Origin of the sequence: Rhodopirellula europaea 6C (genome assembly GCF_000338295.1) — a bacterium.
Classification (GTDB): domain Bacteria; phylum Planctomycetota; class Planctomycetia; order Pirellulales; family Pirellulaceae; genus Rhodopirellula; species Rhodopirellula europaea.
In genome coordinates, this window is the sequence record NZ_ANMO01000075.1 from 1 (window position 1) to 598 (window position 598).

Annotated in this window: 1 protein-coding gene; it reads right to left on the minus strand. The window is 59.2% G+C overall.

Translation table 11 applies throughout. From position 1 onward, the window contains the following. On the minus strand, positions 1-450 hold a 450-nt coding region (locus RE6C_RS06420; RefSeq protein ID WP_008654935.1), incomplete at its 3' end, for a hypothetical protein. Positions 451-598: the final 148 nt, after the last annotated feature.

Below are 598 nucleotides of genomic sequence, written 5' to 3' on the forward strand. Positions count from 1 at the left end.
CTTGCCGATCAGTTCGCTAGCTTGCTTCAGTGTCAGATGCTGCGGCGAGGAGACGCCGTAGACCTCGTCCAAGTGAGAAGCCAGTCGCGTGTTGGTCTTCGACGCGATCGCATGGATCGCTCGCACCTGAGCTTCCGTTGCCGGACGCGGATCCGGCCCCGATCGTGCGTGGCTCTTGGAATGCCTGTTTTCGACAATGTCACCCGGTCTGCTTGCAAGCTCCCGGTCAACTTGCCGGCGACACACCGCGAAGGCTTGGTGCAGGCGATCCGAGAGCCGCCCGGCATCCGCGTTCACTTCATCGTCGATGTCGATTTCCATCTGGCAGGTCGCGACAGAATTGCCATCACCATCCTGCCCGTCGTGGCGAGTCAAGCTCACCGTCATTCGTGTCGTCATGTCCGTGTCCTTCTTGGTGTCAGAGAGTTTGGTTTCAGGAAAGTGAATCACTGCCGGTTAAAAGCCAGTGACAATGGAGCCATTCGATCTCGGCCTCAATCGCTTCCGAGCGGAGAGCGAAAGGGCCAAGCACGGGACCACCGACAGGTGAGAGATCGGCGGTCCATTGACCATTCATCGTGGGTTCGACGTGGGAGCC